Raw genomic sequence first — 18,139 nt, forward strand, 5'->3', positions numbered from 1 at the left:
GTGGGGCCTCCCCATGTGAGAGTAGGGAACTGCCAGGCATTAAATAAGACGAGAAAGCCAACCCAATGGGTTGGCTTTTTTGCGTTTGGAGGTTTAGCTACTCTGAATAAAAAATTATTATTGTTGGTATATTCCTCAATAAAATAGCCACTCTTAACGCAGTTAAACTCTATTTATAGCATTCCATTGGTACGATTATCCTCTTCTAACATCACTTAATTTGATACCTAGCACTTTGCTCTTTTCAACTCTTGTTATCTCAGACAGATCTTATTAGAAATAGATAATGAGGATATAAATACACTTTTCATTATTAAGTGTATTTCGTATTTGGATATTTTTCACGAGGATATTATTGTGGTTCCTACTCTTCTGAACTTAACAAATCATAGTTTAAGAGGTTTTTATTCCCATCAATAACCGTTATTGGTGATTTAGTAGGCTGATAGCATTTATTTAATGGTGAATGGCACTTTTTGGGGGAATTATGTTCTATTCCAAGCCAACTACTTAACAGCCAATAGTTATTTACCGTTGAATAAGGTTTATTCACTGCATCATCATTAATAATAGGTTTAATAGATGATGGGCTATACCAAATAAATAGCGGTATATCATAAGCTTCTTTTCGTGGTGTATTTACGCCATGATGATAACGAACCTCTCTATTTTTATCGAGACGCTGTAAAGCGTGATCTGCAAAGTAGAGAATAGAAGCTGGCTTGTCTTTGACTCTCCCAATAATGTCATTAATTAATTTATCTGTATAAGCGATAGAGCTGTCATAGCAGTTATCATTATCTTCTTGCGTGAATTTCTTTAAATATTGATTTGGAAATCGATTACAGGCTGGTTCATGGCTACCATATGTATGTAAGATAATTAGTTTTTTCTGTGTAGAAGGCTCATTGAGAGCCTGATCTAAATAAGGAAGTAGCTCTTCATCATAACCGATAAACTCATTCCACTTTTTATTTTGAGCCATATTAGCAATGACAGAAATAACACTGGTTTTTTGATTACCTTCACCTTGGTTACTTAGCCAATATGTTTTAAATCCTGCGTGATTAGCGAGAGAAACAATATTATCAGCATAATGATTTTTATTTTGTAACTGTTCTAATCCTATATTTGAGAGTGAAATGGGTACAGAAAGAATAGTTACTGGTGCTGGAGAATAAACTTGATTGAATAGGATAAGATTACTCTTTTCTTTCATCAAATTAGGCGTTGTATCGTACTGATAGCCATAAATTCCTAGATGATCTCTGCGAACCGATTCCCCAAGAATAAGAATATAAACTTCTGTATTATCATTACTTTTATTATATTGATACTCTACTTTCTGAGTCACAATTTTTTTAATTTGGCGATTTTCATGGAAAGTTCGGACAAGTGCTGCAGCATTATAAAAAGGGGTATTTAAAAGAGTATATTCTGCAAGTAATTTACTGTTGTCATCGTTTCTTAATGCTAAGTTTTTATATATTGGAATAATGGCTATTAATATAACAAATGCAATCACACTTTTTTTTGCTGTTTTTAGATCAGAGACTCGAGCCGTTTTATGGATGAGAAAATAGTAAATGGCAAAAGCACATAGATAAAATAAGACATAGTACTTATTATAAGAGAGCATACCAACAGTTTCACTGCCGTTAGTATTAATAAAAGTTTCAGCAATAGATGATGAAAAAGCAATATCGTGTTCACGATAAAAAAACAAAGAAATAGAAAGGTTTAAAGCCCATAATGCACTAATAATAAAGGTTATTATTTTTCCAAAAACAGAACGATAAATACCACTACACATCAGCATAAGTAGCCAACCAATAAGAACAATATAGATTTTTTGTTCTATATACAGCGTTGAACCACCCAATATTGCAGGTGCCATAGATAAGAAAAATAAAAGTGCGTAATGTGTTAACCGAGACATAATCTATTTAAAAACTACCACCTCTTCTTATGTAGAATAAAAAGTTAACCATTTACTTTTTGACAATACAAGCCTTGTTTGGCTGAAGTGTGTCTGAAATTGCTATTATTATGGTTATTCCTCACTGTTTTGGGCTTTTTGAGTTTATTAATATGCGATATAGCAAATAAATTATGTTTGTTTTTATTTGTAATTAACTGATTTTAAATTAATTTATATTTCTATTTATAATAATTGAATAACTAATAATAAGTTATTTAAATAATCGTATAGATATGTATTTGAAGCTTAAAATTATTCTAAATAAGTAAATGATAGAAATATAATCGAGATTCTTATGATAATTGATAAAAATGTTGAAAATGAATAACCCCAAAGTTGAAAATCACTTTGGGGTTACTTTTATTTAGAAAGATAACATTATTTGAGGCTGTTAGTGTTGTTTACCTTGTTCAATGCCTAAGCCAATTTGAGAACGAATAAATTGTGCTTGGAATTTTGCTTTCTCTTGCTCACCTAAAGATGATTTATCTGTAATAGAGAAAAGCCACGAGACAACAAAAGCTATAATTATTGAGAATAATGCTGGATATTCATAAGGATAGATAGGTTTTTCATGGCCTAAAATACTTACCCAAATTGTTGGTCCCAAAATCATCAACGTGACCGCAACTAATAGACCAGACCATCCTCCCGCGACAGCACCTCGCGTTGTAAGTCCTTTCCAATACATAGATAACAATATGATTGGGAAGTTACAGCTTGCCGCAATAGAGAAAGCTAATCCCACCATAAAGGCAATATTTTGCTTTTCAAATAAAATACCTAAACCAATAGCGACGACACCTAAGATAACTACAGTAATTTTGGATACTTTAAGCTCTTGTCTTTCATCCGCATGACCATTTTTAATTACATTGGCGTAGAGATCATGTGATACCGCAGATGCACCCGCCAAAGTTAGCCCTGCAACAACGGCTAAAATAGTGGCGAAGGCAACTGCTGAGATAAAGCCTAAGAAGAAATTACCTCCAACAGCATCTGCTAAGTGAACAGCCGCCATATTGGTTCCACCAATCAAAGCGCCAGCGGCATCTTTGAACACAGGATTAGGGCTAACGAGTAAGATAGCGCCGAAACCAATAATAAAAGTAAGGATATAGAAATAACCGATAAAACCTGTTGCATAGAAAACACTCTTACGGGCTTCTTTTGCATCGCTAACAGTAAAGAAGCGCATGATGATATGAGGAAGTCCCGCCGTACCAAACATAAGTGCAAGACCTAAAGAGAGAGCAGATATAGGATCAGAAACCAAACCACCTGGGCTCATGATAGAGAACCCTTTTGAGTGAACACTAACGGCTTCTTTAAATAAGGTGTTGAAATTAAAATCGACGGCTTTCATAACCATAACAGCCATAAAACTTGCACCTGCAAGTAATAAGATAGCTTTAATGATTTGAACCCATGTGGTGGCTAGCATGCCTCCAAATAAAACATATAGGACCATTAGAATACCGACGAGCACAACAGCAATATGGTAATTTAAGCCGAAAAGGAGTTCGATTAATTTTCCGGCACCTACCATTTGTGCAATTAGATAAAGTGCAACAACAACCAGTGATCCAACAGCTGAGAGTGTTCTAACGGGTTTAGGGCTTAAGCGATAGGAGACAACATCAGCAAAGGTATAACGCCCTAAATTACGTAAGCGCTCAGCAATGATAAAAAGAATGATAGGCCAACCAATCAGAAATCCAATTGAATAGATAAGTCCATCATAACCAGAGGTATAAACTAGAGCGGAGATCCCTAAGAAGGAGGCGGCAGACATAAAGTCACCTGCGATCGCCATACCGTTTTGAAAACCAGTAATTTTCCCGCCAGCAGTATAGTAATCAGCACGAGAGCGGGTACGTTTAGAAGCCCAATAAGTGATATAGAGTGTTAATCCTACGAATATTAGGAACATTATAATTGCCTGAATATTCATAGGTTGTTTCTCACCTTCTTCTGTTATTGCGGTAGCGTAAGCAACCGTTGAGGAGAGGAAAAATAAGCTTATTGCATAGAGTAACTTTCTCATTTTTCTACCTCTTCAATAATTTCAGCGGTAAGTTTATCGAACTCTGTATTGGCTTTAATAACGTAAACGCCTGTTAATAGAAATGAGGCGATGATTAAGCCTATACCAATAGGAATACCTCGTGTAATGTAGCTTCCTTCATACAGTGGCGTACCTAACCATTGTGGATAGAACGCAATAAGTAAGATAAATGAGACATACATAACGAGCGTAATAATTGAAAGTATCCATGAAAAACGACTACGTTTTTTAACCAGTTCTTTAAAGCGAGGGTTATTTTCTATCTCTTGATAAATATTGGCATTCATCAGAGTTCTCCTCTATATAATTGTTTGGTTTATCACTTGATTTAGAGGTTTCAATCCCCCGCATTTCATGATTTTTAGGTAAGAGAGCCCAGCAAAGGCATTTTCATGCCTTTGCTTTGTCATATTACGTTTTTTTAAATGACAGCTATTTTTTGTGTATTAAGCAGTAAGTGATAGAGACTGTTTTTCTTCTAACAGTTTCTCTACAACACCCGGATCGGCGAGTGTTGAGGTATCCCCGAGGTTAGTTGTGTCGCCAGAGGCAATCTTACGCAAGATACGGCGCATAATTTTCCCTGAACGTGTTTTAGGTAAGGAATCTGTCCAATGTAGGATATCAGGTGTGGCTATTGGTCCAATTTCTTTACGTACCCAGTTGCGAACTTCAGTGTAAAGTTCAGGTGTTGGCTCTTCACCGTGATTTAAAGTGACATAAGCATAAATAGCTTGTCCTTTAATATTGTGAGGAATACCAACTACTGCAGCTTCTGCAATCTTAGGATGTGCAACAAGAGCAGATTCAATCTCTGCTGTTCCTAAACGGTGACCTGAAATATTCAAGACATCATCAACACGCCCTGTTATCCAATAGTCACCATCTTCATCGCGACGAGCACCGTCACCAGAGAAATACATACCTTTAAAGGTTGAGAAGTAAGTTTGTTCAAAACGATCATGATCACCAAAAAGTGTTCTTGCTTGACCCGGCCAAGAATCAGTAATCACTAAGTTGCCTTCACAAGCCCCTTGCTGTACTTCTCCCATATTATCGACAATTGCTGGCTGAACACCGAAGAAAGGACGTGTTGCTGAACCAGGCTTTAGATCCATAGCACCAGGCAATGGGGTTATCATGAAACCACCGGTTTCTGTTTGCCACCATGTATCAACAATAGGACATTGGCTACGCCCCATCTTCTGATAGAACCATTCCCATGCTTCTGGGTTAATAGGTTCACCTACAGAGCCTAGAATACGCAGAGAGGTGCGTTGAGTGCCTTCAATCGCCTTATCACCTTCAGCCATTAATGCACGGATTGCGGTAGGTGCAGTATATAAGATATTGATTTGGTGCTTATCAACGATCTGAGCCATACGGTTAACTGATGGATAATTAGGAACACCTTCAAACATAACAGTAGTAGCACCATTTGAAAGAGGGCCATACAGTAAGTAGCTGTGTCCTGTTACCCAACCTACGTCAGCAGTGCACCAATAAATATCGCCTTCGTGATAATCAAAGGTGTATTTAAAGGTCATTGAAGCATAAACGAGATAACCTCCTGTTGTGTGCAGTACACCTTTAGGTTTACCTGTTGAGCCGGAGGTATACAGAATGAAGAGTGGATCTTCTGCATCCATAACTTCAACATCACATTCTGCGCTGACACCTTGAATGATTTCATCCCACCAAACATCACGTCCTTCAATCCATTGTTCGGTATGTCCTGTTCGACGAAATACCACTACATGATTAATAGGAGGAATATCAGCGTGATTTAAAGCATCATCAACATTTTTCTTTAAAGGGATGGCTCGACCCGCACGTAATCCTTCATCAGCTGTGATCACTAATTTAGCTTTTGAATCAATGATCCTACCAGCGACAGCTTCAGGAGAGAAACCGCCAAAAATAACAGAATGGATAGCTCCAATACGAGTACAAGCGAGCATAGCAACCGCAGCTTCTGGCACCATTGGCATATAAATCGCCACAACATCGCCTTTTTTAATACCTAAATTTTTTAATACATTAGCGAACTGGCAAACATCTTGATGGAGTTGTCTGTAAGTGATTTTTTTCGACTCATTAGGTGAGTCACCTTCCCAAATAATGGCGACTTGATCTCCTCGTGTTTTAAGGTGGCGATCAAGACAGTTTTGACTGATATTTAGCTGACCATCTTCAAACCAGCGAATGCGTACATGGCCTGGGTCAAAAGAAGTATTCTTTACCACGGTATATGGTTTTAACCAGTCAATGATTTTCCCTTTATCTGCCCAAAAGGCCTCAGGGTTTTTGATGGATAATTCATAATCTTTTTGGTATTGCTCTTTATTGATCAGGGCGTGTTCTGCAATGCTTGCAGGAATATGATGTTGGTTTATTTTTGTCATAATAGTTCTCCTCACTATTGTTAATACTATGTCAAAAAGTCGTTAACAAAAGAGGGCAAATAGAGATTGTTTCTTTTTTGCGCAGAAGATCACGAATTAATGGAAATGCTTTTCATGGAATGTTCAATTAGTGCTAAAGCTAGCAGTACATTATTTATCTACTATTTTCTTGTTTAATAGGATCATCGTTTAATAGAAAGCTTTTAAATTAAAATAATATACTGTGAAAATTAATTTAACCGTGCTGGACAAAAAAACCACAAAAATAATATGGATATGATAATGATTTTCATTAACGTTTTTTTCACTATAATGAAATGAAAAGATAAATCACATGGTGTGATCCAAGATAAAACAGCACTGGAGATTAATATGAGCTATACATTACCTGCACTGCCTTATGCTTATGATGCATTAGAGCCTCACTTTGATGAGCGTACAATGGAAATTCACCATACTAAGCATCATCAAACTTATGTGAATAATACCAACACAGCATTAGAAAAATTGCCTGAGCTTGCTGGCTTAGAAATTGATGAGTTAGTTAAAAATCTTCATAAAGTGCCTGCGGAACAACGTACTTTTCTACGTAATAATGCAGGTGGTCACTCTAATCATTCATTATTCTGGAAAGGTCTGAAGCTAGGCACTCAATTACAAGGCTCACTAAAAGACGCGATTGAACGTGATTTTGGTAGTGTTGATGCCTTTAAAGAGCTATTTGAAAAAGCTGCAGCTAGCCGTTTCGGTTCTGGTTGGGCTTGGCTAGTATTAAAAGACGATGGCAAACTTGCGGTTGTTTCTACTGCAAACCAAGATAGCCCATTAATGGGTGAAGAGTTAGCTGGCGCATCTGGTTACCCAATTGTAGGGTTAGATGTGTGGGAGCATGCTTACTACTTAAAATATCAAAATCGTCGCCCTGATTATATTAAAGCGTTCTGGTCAGTGGTTAACTGGGATGAAGCGCAAAAGCGTTTTCAGAGCAAAGCATAATTGAGTTAATAACTTCCTTTCTCTTTTATATTTTCAATGCCGACAAATGTCGGCATTGTTTCTTTTGAACACTATCTTTACTATGAGTTATTCTTTTCTGTTTAGGTAGTGAGCTATGCGTTATTTTCCTAGTGTTTTTATCGGTAATGTCACAACAACATCTAATGGATTGACCAGTGCGATCACCAAAAGGCTGGTGGATGGTCATATCAAATTAACATCACTGGGATTAGAAGGTGATGAGCAAGCAGAAAAGAGCTTTCACGGTGGCCCTGATCGCGCACTTTGTCATTATCCTAAAGAGCATTATCTTTATTGGGCTGAGCAATTCCCACAATTGACAGATTTTTTTCATGCCCCTGCATTTGGTGAAAATATCTCAACAACAGGTATGACAGAAGAGAATGTTTTTATTGGTGATATTTATCAGTGGGGAACAGCATTAATTCAAGTTACTCAACCTCGCTCTCCTTGCTACAAACTTAACACTGTGACAGAAGTCAGTAACTTTTCGCAAATTATGCAAGATAGTGGTTATTGTGGTTGGTTATATCGTGTTGTGAGTATAGGTGAAACAGGTAGTCATCATCCTCTTGTCTTGGTTTCAAGAAACAGCGATGTCTCTGTTAAAGAAGCGATTTCGATTGCTTTTCATATGCCATTCGATGAAGAGCTTTATCATCGTCTATTAAGTGCCGCTGGATTATCAGCAAGTTGGAGTAAAACTATGCAGTTAAGACTACAAAATCAAACTATTGAGAGTTTTAATCGGCGGTTATTTAAGGAATAAATAGTTAATTGTTATGCTCCATATCTTTTTACTAAAAAAACACCTCCCTAAAAAATAGGCGAGGTGTTTTTTATATATTAACGAAAAATTATGGATGTGCAATAAATCCGATTGCGTCATAAACCTTGTCTAAGGTTGCTTGAGCGCGAGCTTTGGCTTTATCAGCGCCTTCTTTCATGATTTTATTGAGCAGTGCTTCATCATTACGGAAAGTGTTAAAACGTTCTTGAATGTTGGTTAGCATTTCAGATACTGCATCAGCGACAGCACCTTTTAGATGACCGTACATTTGGCCTTCAAATTCAGCTTCTAATTCAGGAATAGTTTTACCTGTAACACCCGCTAAAATATCGAGTAAGTTAGAGACTCCTGCTTTGTTTTCAAGATCGTAAATAACACGAGGCGGCTCTTCTGAATCTGTCATTGCACGTTTGATCTTTTTAGCCGCTGCTTTTGGATCTTCTAGCAATGCGATAACGTTATTGCGGTTATCATCAGACTTAGACATTTTTTTAGTCGGATCTTGTAATGCCATTACACGAGCACCGCCTTTTGGAATAAAAGGATCTGGCACGGTGAAGATATCGCCATAAATAGCGTTAAAGCGCTGAGCAATATCACGGCTTAATTCAAGGTGTTGTTTCTGGTCAATACCAACAGGTACTTGGTTTGTTTGATAAATCAGAATATCCGCTGCCATTAATACAGGATAATCGAATAACCCTGCGTTGATGTTTTCAGAGTGACGTGCTGATTTATCTTTAAATTGAGTCATTCGGCTCAATTCACCAAAATAGGTGTAGCAGTTAAGTGCCCAGCTTAATTGTGCATGTTGTGGAACATGTGACTGAACAAAAATAGTGCTTTTTTCTGGATCAATACCACAAGCAAGGTACAGAGCCAGTGTATCTAAGGTTCTTTTTCTTAGTTCTTTAGGATCTTGGCGTACTGTAATGGCGTGTTGGTCAACGATACAGTAAATGCAATCATAGTCATCTTGCATTTGTACCCATTGACGCAGTGCACCCATATAGTTTCCGATAGTTAATTCACCAGAAGGTTGTGCACCACTGAATACAATTGGCTTTTGTGCCGTTTTTTCTACTGAAGTCGTCATTTTAATTCTGTTCCACAGTTGTCATTGGCGTGATATCGAGGATAGAAAGCAAGTCAGCAAAATTATCGAGAGTAAAATCAGGTTTGCTGTCTGCAATAGATACGCCGTAGTTATAGCCGTAGGTTAAACCTACGCAAGGGCATTCAGCCGCTTGTGCTGCAATAATATCGTTGCGAGAATCCCCAACAAAAAGGAGTTCTTCCTTTTTAACACCAAACGTGCCCATTGTTAAATATAATGGTGCTGGATGTGGTTTTTTTTCTTTCACATCATCGCCACCTAACACTAAGGAAAAATATTTTTCAATTTCCAGTTGTTGTAGTAATGGCGCAATAAATGGTGTTGGTTTGTTTGTCACGATACCTAGAGGAATATTGTGTGAAGCTAATACTTCAAGGGTTTCTTTAACGTGAGGGAATAAATCACTACCTGTTTTGACTGAGGTTGCATAATGTTCATCAAAAAGATCACGCATCTCTTTTAATAAGGTATCAGTCACATCTTCAACACCCGCATTGTGCAAAGCGCGTGTCAGTAGCATATCCACGCCGTTCCCAACCCAAATAGTGACATTATGTTTACCAGCAGGCGGGAAGCCTTTTGCTTTTAATGCATAGTCTGTTGCTTCTGTAAGACCAACAGCGCTGTCGGTGAGAGTGCCATCAAGATCAAAGGCGATAGCACGGATACCTTTGAGTTTTTTATCTGTCATTACGATACCTTTTCTAATTCACGGCGCATATTGTCGATAACATGCTTATAGTCTGGCTGATTGAAAATAGCAGAGCCTGCAACAAACATATCAGCGCCAGCTTCCGCTATTTCAGCAATATTATCGACTTTGACACCGCCATCAATTTCTAAACGAATGTCATAACCACCATCATCAATCATCTTACGAACTTGGCGTAATTTATCGAGGGTATTAGGAATAAATGATTGCCCACCAAAGCCTGGGTTAACAGACATCAGCAGAATAAGATCCAATTTATCCATAACATAGTCGAGATAGTTTAATGGGGTTGCTGGATTAAGCACTAAGCCTGCTTTACAACCACAATCTTTGATTAATTGAATAGTACGATCGACGTGGTCACTGGCTTCAGCGTGAAATGAGATATAAGTTGCACCCGCTTTTGCAAAATCGGGGATGATACGGTCAACGGGTTTAACCATTAGATGAACATCAATAGGTGCTGTAATACCGTAGTTACGCAGAGCCTTACAAATTGGCGCACCAAATGTCAGATTAGGAACATAGTGATTATCCATAACATCGAAGTGGACAACATCTGCACCTGCTGCGAGCACTTTTTCAGTATCTTCACCAAGGCGAGCAAAATCAGCAGATAAAATAGAAGGGGCAATCAGAAAATCTTTCATCGCATTCTCCAGACAACACTCCCATTGTCGGGAGGTGTTAACGATTATTTATATAAGGCAAGTAATTCGTTCACTTTGCTACGACCGAGTGTGTTGCTACTGATTGTTCTTCTGACTTTCACACTGTGTAGCTCTTTTGCGTCTACATACCACTCTTTTGTTAACGCAGTCTCATGATTTGATATTAACACGGGTATCTGTCTCTCGTAAGCCAGCATTGAGGCAAGTTGAGCCAGATGTTCCTGCTCTTGAAAACTAAAGCTATTTGTATGGTATGACGTAAAATTTGCAGTCGGTGATAATGGTGCATAAGGAGGATCACAATAAACGACGGCGCCTTTTTCTGCATTTGTCATAGTTGATGAATAGCTTTGGCAAACAAATTCGGCTTTTTGTGCTTTTTCAGAAAACCAGATTAGCTCTGCTTCAGGAAAATAAGGTTTTTTATAACGGCCAAAAGGGACGTTGTATTCGCCTTTTGAATTATAACGACACAGCCCATTGTAACAATGACGGTTAAGATAGAGAAATAACACACTACGCTGATAAGCGTCCGTTGAACGATTAAATTCTTGTCGTAGCTGATAAAACTCTTCTGCGATATTCATTTGAGGGGTAAATAATAAGCGGGCATCCTTCATAAATTTTTCAGGATGTTGCTTTACCGTATTATAGAGATGAATTAGATCACTATTTATATCGGCAAGAATATATGAATCGTATTCTGTATTCAAAAAAACAGAACCGGCACCCATAAAAGGTTCAATTAAACAATTACCCTCAGGCAGATGACGTTTAATGTCATCTACCAAAGGATATTTACCACCAGCCCATTTTAGGAATGCGCGTTTTTTTTTCATGCCGTCCAAATTTCTCAATCGTTTCAGAGTCGCCGATTGTACTCTGTTTCAGACAGCATATCAGCGGTGAACTTCGTCTTAATTATTTTTTTAGATCCTGATGAACATGTTTCATCGGTCTAACCCAAGGTTGTTTTGCTTGTACTGGCGCTGGTAAAGAAGAAACGGCCTGTTTGGCTTCGCTTATATTACGATAATTTCCATAGATGAGTACATACCATGGATTACCGTTACGCTGTGTTTTGTAAATAGCGTAGTTTCCATTGAGGTTCTTTTTAGCGAAAGCCTCTAAGGTATCTTGGCGACTTGCACCACTTAATTGCAACGTATAGTTAGTGGCAGGAATAGTATTTAAATTACCTGCTGATAATGAACCTGAAACAACAGGTTTAGTCGTTGTAGGTTTAGGTTGCGTTGTTGCTGGTGGTGTCACTGGTTTTGTCGGCGGTGTTTTTACTTCAGCCGGTTTTTGTACAGGTTTGGTGACAGGAGGCTGTGTAACAGGCTGTACCGGTTTGGGTTGTTGAGCATTTAACTGCTGACTAGTCGCTTGATTAATACCCGCTTGTTGTTGATTTAATGAATCAACGATATCTCCAGGGATCTCAACTCGTTGACCTTGCGAATCAATCATTGGAGGTAAATTTTGTGAAGGTGGTGTTGCAGGCTGTATATCTTGCCCAGAAATAGATTGAGGTGTTGATGGTTGACCATTTTCTGAAGGCGTAACGGATGACGGTTGCTGAGACAGATCGATATTTCTTTCTGTATTGGTTGGAGAAGTTGGTTCAGTTGTTTCTGGTGATTTTAATGCTGAACTTATTGCGATAATTAGCAGAATAAGGACTAAAACACCTACACCAATCATCATCTGTTGACGGGATACAGAGAATCGTGCGTTTTTTAATGGATTGCTACGAGGTCGGTTGGTTCGACGTTCAGGTCTATCCGATGTATCAGGTTTGAGTGAATTATCACCCTTGGTTTCATTGTCAGGTTTGAACTCGTCCATTATGCCCTCCGTCAGAGCGTCAAAAAGCGAAAAATATTCTATTCAGCCTTAGCCATTACCTCATAGTATAAGGATGAAACGCTTTTTCTGAAACGTTGCATTTGACAATATTAACCAGAATTTTCCTTAAATGAATATTCTGGTTTATTTCTTGTCAGGTAATGGGGAGCTTAATTTGCATTAATGCAAGATGTTATCGCTTTGTGGACTTGTTCGCGAGTAATATCGGCACGCAATTCGGATTGACCGATACCTTTTGGTAAAACAAGGTGTAATTTGCCACCTGATACTTTTTTATCTCTCATCATATGAGGTAAATAGTCATCAGGTGTCATTTCAATAGGGCCATTGACGGGGAGATTGGCTTTCTCAAGCAACTGAATAACACGCTGAGTCTCTTCTTCAGTGAATTGACCAAGCGCTTGAGATGTTCTTGCCGCCATTACCATACCTGCGGCAACGGCTTCACCATGCAACCAAACACCATATCCCATATGAGCTTCAATGGCGTGTCCATAAGTATGGCCAAGGTTGAGTAGTGCGCGCAAACCACTTGTTTCTTTTTCATCAGCAGCAACGACGTCAGCTTTTAGTTCGCAGCAACGACGGATACAAAATGCCATGGCTTTAGGATCAAGAGCCAAGAGTTTATCAATATTATTTTCAAGCCAGATAAAAAAGTCTTTATCTAAAATGATGCCATATTTAATAACTTCAGCTAAACCCGATGAAAGTTCACGAGGCGGTAATGTGGCAAGACAATCGAGATCGATAACAACAGAAGCGGGCTGATAAAACGCACCAATCATGTTTTTGCCAAGAGGGTGATTAACTGCAGTTTTTCCACCAACAGAAGAGTCGACTTGTGACAATAGTGTTGTTGGTACTTGGATAAAGCGAACACCGCGTTGATAGCTTGCTGCGGCAAAACCTGTTAGATCACCAATAACACCACCGCCTAATGCGATAAGTGTTGTATCTCGATTGTGATTTTTTTCTAATAATGCAGTAAAGACATCATTCATGATCTCAAGCGATTTATATTGTTCACCGTCAGGTAAAATCACACTATCAACCAAAACACCCTGTTTTTTTAAGGTGTCTGTTACCTTTTCTAAATAGAGTGGAGCAAGCGTCACGTTTGTGACTATCATAACTTGCTGCCCTGATTTTAAAGGTAAAAAGGTGTCTTCTTGATAAAAAAGGCCAGAAGCAATGGTAATGGGATAGCTTCTTTCACCTAATGTGACAGTGATTTTTTCCATAACAGTGGCCTTCTTCTTATTGTCTTTACTTAACCTTATAAATAGCTGAATTTATTAGTTTTGTTCTAATAATTCAATTATTTGATTGGCTACAATTTTTGCACTCTGATCATCAGTATGAATAGTGATGTCAGCAATCTCTTCATAAAGAGGATTACGTTCTTCAGCTAATGTCTCTAGGACATCGCGCACAGGTTCAACACCTTGCAATAAAGGACGTTTTTTATCACGTTGGGTACGAGCGAGTTGTTTTTCAATATTGGTTTCTAAATAAACAACCACACCACGTGCAGATAGTCTGTTACGGGTTTCTCTCGATTTCACCGAACCACCACCTGTTGCAAGTACAATACCTTGTTTTTCAGTGAGTTCGTTGATTATTTTCTCTTCTCGTTGACGGAAGCCTTCTTCGCCTTCAACATCAAATACCCAACCTACATCCGCACCTGTACGCCGCTCAATTTCCTGATCGGAATCATAAAACTCCATACTAAGTTGTTGAGCTAACTGACGACCAATAGTGCTTTTGCCGGCACCCATAGGCCCAACCAGAAAGATATTACGTTTCTCTGCCATGTTTTTGGTATTACTAAGATATTCGTTAATGATAACCCGCCCCGCCAAATTCATTCAGCGACGGGACCTAAACTGAAATTTATGAGTGTTTATCTAATGCACACCTGATAACATTTGTTATCTACTCTCACAATAAGACTGAGTTCTTTCAGTAGATCGCTATAAAATAACCACATGCTGTCATAAGCGACAACATAGGATAAAAATCCCTTTGCCCACAGTACATAACAAAAACTACTAAAAAAAGTAATTATCTTTGTTGGCAACGCGGAGATTCTAACACAATTTAGTCGGAAAACCGCATCTGATAATATTGTCTTTTTCGTCATCAATCGATCAATATTACATATAAAAAGCCCTACCTCCAAGAATAGAGGAAGTGCATAAAATGTATCCGTATTTTTATTGTGATGTTTCAGGCTCACTCAAATTAGCTAACCCTTGTAAGCTAAATCGTCCTCATCGTCAAATCTATAAATACTGATTATAAGAAAAAACAATGAATAACTCTCAGTTTAATCCTAGTAAAAAACATATAGTCCATTGTATTTTATAATAAAAGTATTTATTACATAAAAAATTAGATTAATTTGGGTGTAATAAAAATAACCAATTCATGGCGACTGTGTTGATCTCTTTTATGACTGAAAAGTACCCCTAATAATGGAATAGAGGATAAGAAAGGGATCTTTGCTGTGTGTTCTTGCTGTTTTTGTTGAAATATTCCACCTAACATAATGGTTTCTCCATCACAAATAGTTACTTCTGTGCTGATCTCTTGTTTATCGATAGATAAATGTTCACTTCCACCTTGAACAAGTGCAATACCCGGTGTGTTTTGACTAATTTTAAGTATTAATCTTATCTTTTTATTTCTTTGGATCATGGGGGTTACTTCCATACCCAAGACAGCCTCTTTAAATTGAACTCGTGTCATTTCATTATCTCGACTGACATAGGGGATCTCCGTTCCTTGTTTGATGGATGCTGTTTTTTCATGGGCGGTCGTTAGCCGTGGACTTGCAATAATAGATAGCTGTTTTTCTTGCTCTAACGCGCTTAATTCAAGCTCTAATAGACGCCCATTAATTCTGGCAATATTAAATGCAATATAATGAAGGGGATTTTTGGTGTTTTGATGGAGTGATAATGCAGAAAGTGAAGGAGTTGATAACGCTGAATTAAGCGAAGAGGTTGTTGGAATAGCATTAGGTATTGTAGATGCGGCTTCGGTTTGTGTTTTTAATGCTTGTAATCCCCATTGAGTGCCTAATTCATTTAAAGCATCCTGACTGCTACTCACAATATGTGCGGTGATATGAACTTGTTGTTGGGGAGTATCCCGTAATTTTAACCAATTCTCAATTTCAGACAGTGCCTTACTATTATCAACTATAGAAAGACTATTTGATTCACTATCTACAATAACGCGCCCCTGCTGGCTAAGTAATGGAATGGTATGATTACTTAGTTGTTCACCTAATTTATCAGCATCAGCATAATTTAAAGAATAAAGTTGGTGATGTAATTCTTCAGGTTGTTCTGTGATTGATGTTCGCTCTTCAATAAAGGTGGATGACATTTTTTCATCATCAATATTCTCAGGAAAGAAGGGATCTCTGGTGTGAGCCCAAATGGCGGTTGTCATACATAAGATGACAATTAAAATTCCTATCTTCATGATATATCACCCTGTATTGCGCTAGAATAACTTAGCTCTGTAAGGCTCATTTGTACTGAAATTAAATGGGTTTCTATTGGAACAATATTCAGAGAAATAAGCGCTAAGCTCGTTTGGTTAAGATATTCCAATAGTGTTAAAAACTGTGAGTAAGACAAAGTAAAAGTCAGTTTATATAAAGAGTTAGGCATGACCTCCCAAATCTCCGGTATAAAGTGAGAAGTCATCAGTAAGCGTTGTAATTGCTCACTAACTGGTGAGTAATTTAATGGGATGTCATAATCTATTTGCTGTGTGATCAGTGAATTAATAGAAGGCATTATCTCTAACGTACTTTGATGGTGATTAATGCGCTTTAGTCTTTGAGCCATTTCTATATGTTGTTGTGCTATCTCTTGCTGGTAATCTGTGTAGATAAAGAGGTAATAAAATAGAAAGGCAATAAAAGGTATAATTAAGCTTAGTAAAGTGAGTTTCCACTTAGGTAAAAATGCAATAAATAACAACCATTGTGCATTTATTTTCATTGGCTTCCCTCATCTTCTTCATTTTCGTATCCTCGACCTTGCTCTTCTGATTTTCCGTTTAAATATACTTCTGTATAAGACGGATCAGCTTTGCTTTGTTTTAAATAACTCAATGTTAAAGAGGACAAAATAGGGTGACTTTTAAGGTTGGTAATAAAGGAGAGTGATTGTGTATTGGGGAGAGTGAGATACAGGGAGCGTTGATTATCTGCTTCATCATAGTGGCTAATCCAACCTGCTGAAGGAAGATGCATTTCGATAGCTCGAAAGAAGCGAATGTAATGTAAATAGCGTAGCCAGTTTTGATAATAGAGTGAATAGTTTTGATAGTGTAAAAGTGTCTGCTTTCTTTGTTCTTGATATATATCGAGCTGTTTTAGTAATAAATCTTCTTGTTGTTGTGTTTGACGTTGTTGCGTGGTTATGAGTGTTCGCTTTTGTATCAGATGGTAAGTGTAATAGCTACAAATAACGAAAGTGATTGTGACCAATGATAGCGTTTGAGAAAGCCATAACATTGCTTTCTGTCTAAATAACCTGTGGCGCCAAGGTAGGTAATTTACTTGATACATAACACCTCTTCAGGGCGTAATGCCAAACCCAAAGCAATAAGTGGAATGAGATCTTTATTTGACGTTATTTTAAATAAGTCGTGGGAATGACAGGGCCAAATAGGCATTAACTGGCTAAAATACGCCTCATTATCACCTGTTAAGTAACAGTGCTCTAATGACCAATGATATTTTTCTATTAATTGGTCAATACATGCTTGTTGTTCTTGTTGGTTTTCATAGGCAAGAGAGCCGTAATGGGGCATGTTTTCATCAGATGATACCCAAAGTAGCATTTTGTTTTTACAGTATAAAAGTGGATCTTGAGGTGAGATATCAAGGTAAGTTGCTAAGTAGCGTAGTGCACATGCAGGGGTATCAATCGCAGTTATTGTTAAGTTTATTCGAGAAAATAAGTCAATATACTTATCTAAAATCGGTTTATGGCACAGGTGAATAGCGAGTTTCCCTTTATTTTGTCGATAATCAAAATTAACAGGGATTTTTGTGTTTTGTGTGTAAGATGTGGCTCGTAGTTGCGCTAACCGATAACATGCTGCTGATGTAAGGGAAATAGCATGAGGTAGTGGGATAATTTGATAAATTTCATAAATATCCGGTAGAGAAAGCGTAACATTATTAATAGAGGGTAATTTTTTACGCCAATCTATTAGGATTTTTCTTAATTTTATATCATTCAAATCGTCATTAAGAGGTAAAGGGAATTGCCAAAATGCACTGATCTTCCATTGATTATTCTGCTGAAATACCAAAACTGCATTGATATGATGAGTGTTAATTTCAATACCAATCTGGTAATTGTGTGTTTCCATAAATGATATCCATATCTATTGATGAGTAATTGCCTATTTTCAAAGTGGCGTTACCTTTATACTACGCACTGTTTGTTTATAAACCGCCCAATTC

At 37.7% G+C, this 18,139-nt stretch carries 17 protein-coding genes; 2 read left to right on the top strand and 15 right to left on the bottom strand.

The genetic code is table 11. The features are described from left to right. Window positions 1–364: 364 nt before the first annotated feature. The 4 genes from C0T34_RS16625 to acs form a co-directional block, all read right to left on the bottom strand. Complete coding sequence (locus C0T34_RS16625) at window positions 365–1,939, bottom strand: phosphoethanolamine transferase (protein ID WP_098941555.1); 1,575 nt, start codon at window positions 1,937–1,939, stop codon at window positions 365–367. A 433-nt stretch (window positions 1,940–2,372) separates the two neighbouring features. Next, window positions 2,373–4,028 (bottom strand): cation acetate symporter, encoded by a 1,656-nt coding sequence (locus C0T34_RS16630; RefSeq protein ID WP_098941556.1) that lies wholly within the window; start codon window positions 4,026–4,028, stop codon window positions 2,373–2,375. Next, window positions 4,025–4,336 carry a DUF485 domain-containing protein gene (locus C0T34_RS16635; protein ID WP_098941557.1) on the bottom strand — a complete coding sequence of 104 codons (312 nt, stop codon included), beginning with the start codon at window positions 4,334–4,336 and terminating at the stop codon, window positions 4,025–4,027. The genes C0T34_RS16630 and C0T34_RS16635 overlap by 4 nt, the downstream gene beginning before the upstream one ends. A gap of 159 nt (window positions 4,337–4,495) precedes the next feature. Then, window positions 4,496–6,454 carry an acetate--CoA ligase gene (acs, locus tag C0T34_RS16640; RefSeq protein ID WP_098941558.1) on the bottom strand — a complete coding sequence of 653 codons (1,959 nt, stop codon included), beginning with the start codon at window positions 6,452–6,454 and terminating at the stop codon, window positions 4,496–4,498. Between the two features lie 372 nt (window positions 6,455–6,826). Between acs and sodA the strand changes: the two genes are divergently transcribed. Together sodA and yiiM are read left to right on the top strand one after the other, a co-directional pair. Further along, the gene (gene sodA, locus C0T34_RS16645) at window positions 6,827–7,450 is read left to right on the top strand and encodes a superoxide dismutase [Mn] (RefSeq protein ID WP_109850512.1); all 624 of its coding nucleotides are present in this window, start codon (window positions 6,827–6,829) and stop codon (window positions 7,448–7,450) included. Between the two features lie 115 nt (window positions 7,451–7,565). Continuing rightward, the gene (gene yiiM, locus C0T34_RS16650) at window positions 7,566–8,240 is read left to right on the top strand and encodes a 6-hydroxyaminopurine reductase (RefSeq protein WP_098941559.1); all 675 of its coding nucleotides are present in this window, start codon (window positions 7,566–7,568) and stop codon (window positions 8,238–8,240) included. Window positions 8,241–8,328: 88 nt separating this feature from the next. Here the strand turns inward: yiiM and trpS are convergent, their stop codons facing one another. From trpS to C0T34_RS16705, 11 genes are all read right to left on the bottom strand, one after another. Further along, the gene (trpS, locus tag C0T34_RS16655; protein WP_075672602.1) at window positions 8,329–9,357 is read right to left on the bottom strand and encodes a tryptophan--tRNA ligase; all 1,029 of its coding nucleotides are present in this window, start codon (window positions 9,355–9,357) and stop codon (window positions 8,329–8,331) included. Window position 9,358: 1 nt separating this feature from the next. Further along, window positions 9,359–10,069, bottom strand: a complete 711-nt coding sequence (locus C0T34_RS16660) for a phosphoglycolate phosphatase (protein ID WP_088494200.1) — start codon at window positions 10,067–10,069, stop codon at window positions 9,359–9,361. Continuing rightward, a complete protein-coding gene (gene rpe / locus C0T34_RS16665; RefSeq protein WP_109850513.1) occupies window positions 10,069–10,740 on the bottom strand; it encodes a ribulose-phosphate 3-epimerase in 672 nt (223 codons plus the stop codon). Before rpe ends, C0T34_RS16660 begins: the two co-directional genes overlap by 1 nt. Window positions 10,741–10,784: 44 nt before the next feature. After that, window positions 10,785–11,600, bottom strand: a complete 816-nt coding sequence (dam, locus tag C0T34_RS16670) for an adenine-specific DNA-methyltransferase (RefSeq protein ID WP_075672599.1) — start codon at window positions 11,598–11,600, stop codon at window positions 10,785–10,787. Between the two features lie 82 nt (window positions 11,601–11,682). Next, window positions 11,683–12,612: an SPOR domain-containing protein gene (locus C0T34_RS16675; protein ID WP_098941561.1), complete on the bottom strand. Its 930-nt coding sequence runs from the start codon at window positions 12,610–12,612 to the stop codon at window positions 11,683–11,685. A 170-nt stretch (window positions 12,613–12,782) separates the two neighbouring features. Then, complete coding sequence (gene aroB, locus C0T34_RS16680) at window positions 12,783–13,877, bottom strand: 3-dehydroquinate synthase (protein ID WP_098941562.1); 1,095 nt, start codon at window positions 13,875–13,877, stop codon at window positions 12,783–12,785. Window positions 13,878–13,931: 54 nt separating this feature from the next. Further along, window positions 13,932–14,453, bottom strand: coding sequence for a shikimate kinase AroK (aroK, locus tag C0T34_RS16685; protein WP_036914409.1), 522 nt, complete (start codon window positions 14,451–14,453; stop codon window positions 13,932–13,934). 580 nt (window positions 14,454–15,033) lie between these two features. Then, complete coding sequence (gene pilQ, locus C0T34_RS16690; RefSeq protein WP_098941563.1) at window positions 15,034–16,134, bottom strand: type IV pilus secretin PilQ; 1,101 nt, start codon at window positions 16,132–16,134, stop codon at window positions 15,034–15,036. Continuing rightward, window positions 16,131–16,661 carry a hypothetical protein gene (locus tag C0T34_RS16695; protein WP_109850514.1) on the bottom strand — a complete coding sequence of 177 codons (531 nt, stop codon included), beginning with the start codon at window positions 16,659–16,661 and terminating at the stop codon, window positions 16,131–16,133. The genes pilQ and C0T34_RS16695 overlap by 4 nt, the downstream gene beginning before the upstream one ends. Then, entirely contained in the window at window positions 16,658–17,233 is a 576-nt protein-coding gene (locus C0T34_RS16700; protein WP_109850515.1) for a fimbrial assembly protein, read from the bottom strand. Before C0T34_RS16700 ends, C0T34_RS16695 begins: the two co-directional genes overlap by 4 nt. Next, window positions 17,221–18,045 carry a hypothetical protein gene (locus C0T34_RS16705; RefSeq protein ID WP_109850516.1) on the bottom strand — a complete coding sequence of 275 codons (825 nt, stop codon included), beginning with the start codon at window positions 18,043–18,045 and terminating at the stop codon, window positions 17,221–17,223. Before C0T34_RS16705 ends, C0T34_RS16700 begins: the two co-directional genes overlap by 13 nt. Between the last annotated feature and the right edge of the window lie 94 nt (window positions 18,046–18,139).

This window comes from Proteus sp. CA142267 (assembly GCF_003336825.1).
Lineage (GTDB): Bacteria > Pseudomonadota > Gammaproteobacteria > Enterobacterales > Enterobacteriaceae > Proteus > Proteus terrae.

Coding starts and splice junctions, on each gene's coding strand:
- C0T34_RS16625 (WP_098941555.1), bottom strand. CDS start 1,939: ATGTCTCGGTTAACACATTACGCACTTTTATTTTTCTTATCTATGGCA.
- C0T34_RS16630 (WP_098941556.1), bottom strand. CDS start 4,028: ATGAGAAAGTTACTCTATGCAATAAGCTTATTTTTCCTCTCCTCAACG.
- C0T34_RS16635 (WP_098941557.1), bottom strand. CDS start 4,336: ATGAATGCCAATATTTATCAAGAGATAGAAAATAACCCTCGCTTTAAA.
- acs (WP_098941558.1), bottom strand. CDS start 6,454: ATGACAAAAATAAACCAACATCATATTCCTGCAAGCATTGCAGAACAC.
- sodA (WP_109850512.1), top strand. CDS start 6,827: ATGAGCTATACATTACCTGCACTGCCTTATGCTTATGATGCATTAGAG.
- yiiM (WP_098941559.1), top strand. CDS start 7,566: ATGCGTTATTTTCCTAGTGTTTTTATCGGTAATGTCACAACAACATCT.
- trpS (WP_075672602.1), bottom strand. CDS start 9,357: ATGACGACTTCAGTAGAAAAAACGGCACAAAAGCCAATTGTATTCAGT.
- C0T34_RS16660 (WP_088494200.1), bottom strand. CDS start 10,069: ATGACAGATAAAAAACTCAAAGGTATCCGTGCTATCGCCTTTGATCTT.
- rpe (WP_109850513.1), bottom strand. CDS start 10,740: ATGAAAGATTTTCTGATTGCCCCTTCTATTTTATCTGCTGATTTTGCT.
- dam (WP_075672599.1), bottom strand. CDS start 11,600: ATGAAAAAAAAACGCGCATTCCTAAAATGGGCTGGTGGTAAATATCCT.
- C0T34_RS16675 (WP_098941561.1), bottom strand. CDS start 12,612: ATGGACGAGTTCAAACCTGACAATGAAACCAAGGGTGATAATTCACTC.
- aroB (WP_098941562.1), bottom strand. CDS start 13,877: ATGGAAAAAATCACTGTCACATTAGGTGAAAGAAGCTATCCCATTACC.
- aroK (WP_036914409.1), bottom strand. CDS start 14,453: ATGGCAGAGAAACGTAATATCTTTCTGGTTGGGCCTATGGGTGCCGGC.
- pilQ (WP_098941563.1), bottom strand. CDS start 16,134: ATGAAGATAGGAATTTTAATTGTCATCTTATGTATGACAACCGCCATT.
- C0T34_RS16695 (WP_109850514.1), bottom strand. CDS start 16,661: ATGAAAATAAATGCACAATGGTTGTTATTTATTGCATTTTTACCTAAG.
- C0T34_RS16700 (WP_109850515.1), bottom strand. CDS start 17,233: ATGTATCAAGTAAATTACCTACCTTGGCGCCACAGGTTATTTAGACAG.
- C0T34_RS16705 (WP_109850516.1), bottom strand. CDS start 18,045: ATGGAAACACACAATTACCAGATTGGTATTGAAATTAACACTCATCAT.